Genomic DNA, 5,055 nt, shown 5'->3' on the forward strand with positions numbered 1-5,055 from the left:
ACGTCCCAGTTTATAGCCTCGTAGCTGTCGTAAAAGGTGTGCCTGAGGGTAAAGGGGTTTGAAGAGAGGAAGAGAGCTTCTACACCCTTCTCCTTGAAGGGGATGTGGTCGCTCCTGCCCCTCTTGCCTTCCTTGAAGGGAACCTCAATCTTGAGGTCCTTCATGTGCCTGTAGAACTTTTCCATTATCTTCTCACCGTTGTATCCAGCCCAGTCCCTGTATATAACGGCGGGATTGTGCCAGCCTATTGAGTCCACGTTTATCACGTAGAAGGCGTGCTTCAGGTTCTTGACATGGTGCTTCGCCCCCTCAAGCCCGAGCTCCTCCGCATCCGTTATCATGAACCTCAGCCTGAAGGGGAAGTAGTAGCTCTCCTTTATCTCCTTTGCCATCACGAGAAGAAGGGCGACCGCAGCCGCGTTGTCTAGGGCACCCCGAACGAAGGGCTTGGAATCAAGGTGGGCTGTGATGTAAAGGAAGGGTCCCTTGCCTATATCAAAGTAGATGTTCTTTCCCTTCACCTTCGTTCTCCTGACCTTTGCCTCTATCCTGACCTTCTTCCCCAAGAGCTCCTTTGCACTCTCCCTGTCAACGGACAGGGCTAAGAAGCTTTCCCCTCCTATGTTCCCTATGTAAGGGGAGCTGAGCTCCTCTAAGTAGAATACGGCACCCACCGCCCCCCTCTCTTTGAGCCTTCTAACCTTCTCCTCTTCCCTCTCACCTCCAACCTTAACCAGAGCTATCTTGCCCTTGACCTCATCCTCTTCCCCAACGACCTCTCCCTCCCTGTCTCCCCAGAGGCTACCGACAAAGGGATAGCCCTCTATCTGGGTACCGTTAAACTTAACCCTTCCCTCAATAGGTATGTTCTTCTCCACAACGAAGCTTTCCTCCACGAAGGGAATTTTCAGATCTCTTAAGAACTTTATGATCCTCTGCTGGGACTCCCTTATTCCCTCTGAAGAGGAGACTCTCTCACGGCTTGAAAAAAAGTGCGTAAGCTGTTGAAGCTCTTTTAAGACTTCACTTCTCATATACGGGTGTCAGCCAGCTCCTGTACCTTTCTATGTTTCCCCTCACAGCGTTGAAGTAGAGCTCCTGGAGCTGAGATGTTATCTCCCCGATCTTTCCACTCCCCACCTTCCTGTTGTCCACCTCAACTACGGGCGTTACCTCTGCGGCCGTTCCAGTCAAGAATATTTCGTCCGCCACATAGAGCTCACTCCGGGCAACTGGTCTCTCCTCAACCCTGACGACGAGGTCGTTCTTGAGGAGGTTTATAACAGCTCTTCTCGTTATACCCTCAAGTATGTGCTCGCTGTGGGAGGGGGTGACAGCTTTACCCTCCCTTATCAGGAAGATGTTTTCTCCCGAGCCTTCCGCTACGAAGCCTTGGGAGTTTAGGAGCAGAGCCTCATCGTATCCAGCCATGAGTGCCTCGGTTTTGGCTAAGGCGCTGTTCACGTAAGCTCCGGCAACCTTCCAACGGGAAGGTATTGAGTTGTCATCGTTCCTCCTCCAGGAGGAGACCTTAACCCTTATCCCCTGAGAGGTGTCAAGATACCTGCCGAAGTTGTATGTGTATATGGCGACCTCGGGCGTGTAGTCTATCAACTTGGGTGTTAGGGCAAGGTCCTTGAAGTAAGCGATAGGTCTTATATAGACATCCTGCCTTATGCCGTTCTTGACCAAGAGCTCTTTGGTTATCTCCACAAGCTCCTCTACGCCGTAGGGGAGTTCCATGAACAACGCCCTGGCGTTTCTTACCAGTCTTTCGTAATGTTCCCTGGCAAAGAGTATGTAAAGCTGCCCGTGTTCTTCATTCCAGTAAGCTCTAAGTCCCTCAAAGATGGCGGTCCCGTAATGGAAGGAGTTAGTCTTTATGTTTATGTTCGCCTCCTCTATGGGGACGAACTTTCCTTCAAAGAAGGCGTACTCCATGAGCAAAGATTCTACCACAAAAACTGTGCTATAATACCTTCCCGTTATGCCAAAGCTGTCTCCAAGGGATATAAGAAGGAAGATACAGGGTATTAAGAACACGAGAAGGATAACGAACGCGATGAAGGTCGTGTCCGCAGCAAAGCTCAGGCGGGCGCAAGAGCTCCTCTACTCCTCCAGACCTTACTCCGATAAACTCTATGAGCTTGTCAGGGACCTCGCCGGTCACGTTGACAGGGAGGCTATGCCCCTTATGGAGGAGAGGGAGGAGAGAAGGGCGGACATAATCTTAGTAACTGCGGACAGAGGACTGGCGGGAGCCTTCAACTCCAACATAATAAGGGAGACGGAGAAGTTCATTGAAGGCAAGAGAAGTGCAGGTATAAGCGCAAGCCTGATACTCATAGGAAGAAAGGGATACCAGTACTTCTCAAGAAGGGATTACGAGATAGTCAAGGGCTACGACGAGGTCTTCAGGAAGGAGGTGAACTTCGGCGTTGCGAAGGAGGTCTCCGAAATAGTGAGGGATAGGTTTACAAAGAGGGAGACCGATGCGGTCTATCTGATAAACAACGAGATGATAACGAGGGCGAGCTACAAGCCCGTTATAAGGAAGTTCCTCCCCTTTGAGCTCCCCGAAGGGGGGGTTCAGGAGGACCTCAGCGTTTACACCTTTGAGGTTGATGAAGCTGAGTTTATGGAGAAGATAATAAACCTCTACCTTAACTACCAGCTCTACAGGGCTATGGTTGAGTCCAACGCGGCTGAGCACTTTGCAAGGATGGTCGCTATGGACAACGCCACAAAGAATGCCGATGACCTTGTGAAGCAGTGGACGCTGATATTCAACAAGGCAAGGCAGGAGTCCATCACCCTTGAGCTCATTGATATAGTTGGTGCCGCAGAGGCTATGAAGTGAGAGAGTATCTGAACAGGTTGCTGGATGTAGAAATGCAGAGGTTTGGTATCTTCACAACCGTGATGGTAGCCTCCGCCGGGGGCTCCGTCGGGCTACTGTTGAGCGGTAAAGGGAGTATATACCTTGTATTCAGCATACTTGGTTTCATGATAGCGATTGTTTCAGCCTTATTCACCTTCCGGACATATATTAGGATAAACCGAGTATTGGAGGAGCTTAAGAATGCTTGAACTCCTTGCTGAAAGTTTTGCTGTATTTGCACTGGTCTTCGTACTGTACATTTTGTTCAGAATGCTTATAGAGGAAAGCAAACCTATGCCTCATGAGAAAAATTAGGAGGTGATTGAAGTATGGCTGAGAAGCTGGTTGGAAGGATAGTTCAGGTTGTTGGTCCCGTTGTGGACGTTGAGTTTGACACAAAGGAGCTCCCGCCTATAAAGCACGGTCTTAAGACCGTGAGAAGGTACATTGACGACAAGGGTAATTGGGCTGAGGAGGAGCTCTTCTTTGAGGTAGCCCAGCACATAGGCGAAAGCAGGGTCAGGGCTATAGGTATGGGAGCTTCCGACGGTCTTACAAGGGGACAGGAGGTTGAGTACCTCGGTGGTCCCATAAGCATACCCGTAGGAAGGGAGGTCCTCGGGAGGATATTCAACGTCGTCGGTCAGCCCATAGATGACCAGGGACCCGTTGAGGCTAAAGAGCGCTGGCCCATGTTCAGAGACCCCCCATCCCTTGATGAGCAGTCCACAAAGGTTGAGATACTTGAGACAGGTATCAAGGTCGTTGACCTCCTTGAGCCCTACGTCAAGGGTGGTAAGGTAGGTCTCTTCGGTGGGGCAGGTGTCGGAAAGACCGTCCTGATGCAGGAGCTTATTCACAACATAGCCAAGTACCACAAGGGATTTTCGGTGGTTGTCGGCGTGGGAGAGAGGACTAGAGAGGGTAACGACCTGTGGCTTGAGATGAAGGAGTCGGGGGTCCTACCCTACACCGTCATGGTCTATGGACAGATGAACGAGCCCCCCGGCGTTAGGTTCAGGGTTGCCCAGACAGGGATAACGATGGCTGAGTACTTCAGGGATGTTGAGGGTCAGGACGTTCTGACCTTTATAGACAACATATTCAGGTTCGTTCAGGCTGGTTCTGAGGTCTCAACCCTCCTGGGAAGACTTCCCTCAGCGGTCGGATACCAGCCGACTCTCAACACCGACGTTGGAGAGGTTCAGGAAAGGATAACCTCAACCAAGAAGGGTTCAATAACAGCTGTTCAGGCTGTTTACGTTCCCGCAGACGACATAACAGACCCCGCACCCTACTCCATATTCGCCCACCTTGACGCGACGACCGTTCTGGCAAGGAGACTTGCGGAGCTGGGAATCTACCCCGCCATAGACCCCCTTGAGTCCACCTCCAAGTATCTCGCCCCTGAGTTCGTCGGTGACGAACACTACGAAACCGCGATGGAGGTTAAGAGAATACTCCAGAGGTACAAGGAGCTGCAGGAGATAATCGCCATACTCGGTATGGAGGAGCTCTCAGAGGAGGACAAGGCTATAGTCAATAGAGCAAGGAGGATACAGAAATTCCTCGCCCAGCCCTTCCACGTCGCAGAGCAGTTCACGGGTATGCCCGGAAAGTACGTCAAGCTTGAGGACACCATAAGGTCCTTCAAGGAGATACTAACAGGAAAGTACGACCACCTCCCCGAGAACGCCTTCTACATGGTGGGAACCATAGAGGAGGCTGTGGAAAAGGCTAAGCAGATGGGGGCAAAGGTTTAATTTTTCCAAGTTTATGAAATTTTTCCATTTTGTGGGCGAAGGATGGAATTTCTGCTAACGTTTTGCGGGTATGCGAAGCTCGTAAGGGTTTGGGTGAGCGATAGCGAACCGCATACCCGCTGTTAGGCGACAGCTACATGTCATAACTCTCCCTCCCAGAGTACTTTATTAAATATCTTGTCTGGGAAAAGACCAATAATGGCTTTTTTCAAAAGTAAGTTTTTAGTCTTGGTATTTCTTTCAAACAAATAACTCATAATAATTTCCCCTGGATCTGGATCCTTATCCTTATCCTTGGGATAAGAATTGTAAATATATTTCGGAATTGCTCTTTTAAGAAAGTCAATCGGTTTACTTTTGTAACCTTTTTTAATTCTTTTGTGGGCTCTATGGGGGAAAGCAATATTATCG

At 50.0% G+C, this 5,055-nt stretch carries 5 protein-coding genes and 1 pseudogene; 3 read left to right on the forward strand and 3 right to left on the reverse strand.

Annotated features, from left to right (window positions below; translation table 11 throughout):
* Positions 1 to 896, reverse strand: an 896-nt coding sequence (locus AC1HCM_RS02310) for a M28 family peptidase (RefSeq protein ID WP_479460163.1), incomplete at its 3' end; no start/stop codon positions are given.
* A 127-nt stretch (positions 897 to 1,023) separates the two neighbouring features.
* A complete protein-coding gene (ilvE, locus tag AC1HCM_RS02315) occupies positions 1,024 to 1,941 on the reverse strand; it encodes a branched-chain-amino-acid transaminase (protein WP_479460164.1) in 918 nt (305 codons plus the stop codon).
* Positions 1,942 to 1,987: 46 nt separating this feature from the next.
* Between ilvE and AC1HCM_RS02320 the strand changes: the two genes are divergently transcribed.
* The 3 genes from AC1HCM_RS02320 (at position 1,988) to atpD (ending at position 4,644) form a co-directional block, all read left to right on the forward strand.
* Positions 1,988 to 2,860, forward strand: a complete 873-nt coding sequence (locus AC1HCM_RS02320; protein ID WP_479460165.1) for a F0F1 ATP synthase subunit gamma — start codon at positions 1,988 to 1,990, stop codon at positions 2,858 to 2,860.
* Complete coding sequence (locus AC1HCM_RS02325; RefSeq protein ID WP_479460166.1) at positions 2,857 to 3,090, forward strand: hypothetical protein; 234 nt, start codon at positions 2,857 to 2,859, stop codon at positions 3,088 to 3,090. Before AC1HCM_RS02320 ends, AC1HCM_RS02325 begins: the two co-directional genes overlap by 4 nt.
* Before the next feature lie 120 nt (positions 3,091 to 3,210).
* Complete coding sequence (atpD, locus tag AC1HCM_RS02330; protein ID WP_479460167.1) at positions 3,211 to 4,644, forward strand: F0F1 ATP synthase subunit beta; 1,434 nt, start codon at positions 3,211 to 3,213, stop codon at positions 4,642 to 4,644.
* A 140-nt stretch (positions 4,645 to 4,784) separates the two neighbouring features.
* Here the strand turns inward: atpD and AC1HCM_RS02335 are convergent.
* A pseudogene (locus AC1HCM_RS02335) lies at positions 4,785 to 5,055 on the reverse strand (hypothetical protein); the annotation flags it as partial.

The sequence above is a fragment of the Hydrogenivirga sp. genome (assembly GCF_056450045.1).

Coding starts and splice junctions, on each gene's coding strand:
- ilvE (WP_479460164.1), bottom strand. CDS start 1,941: ATGGAGTACGCCTTCTTTGAAGGAAAGTTCGTCCCCATAGAGGAGGCG.
- AC1HCM_RS02320 (WP_479460165.1), top strand. CDS start 1,988: ATGCCAAAGCTGTCTCCAAGGGATATAAGAAGGAAGATACAGGGTATT.
- atpD (WP_479460167.1), top strand. CDS start 3,211: ATGGCTGAGAAGCTGGTTGGAAGGATAGTTCAGGTTGTTGGTCCCGTT.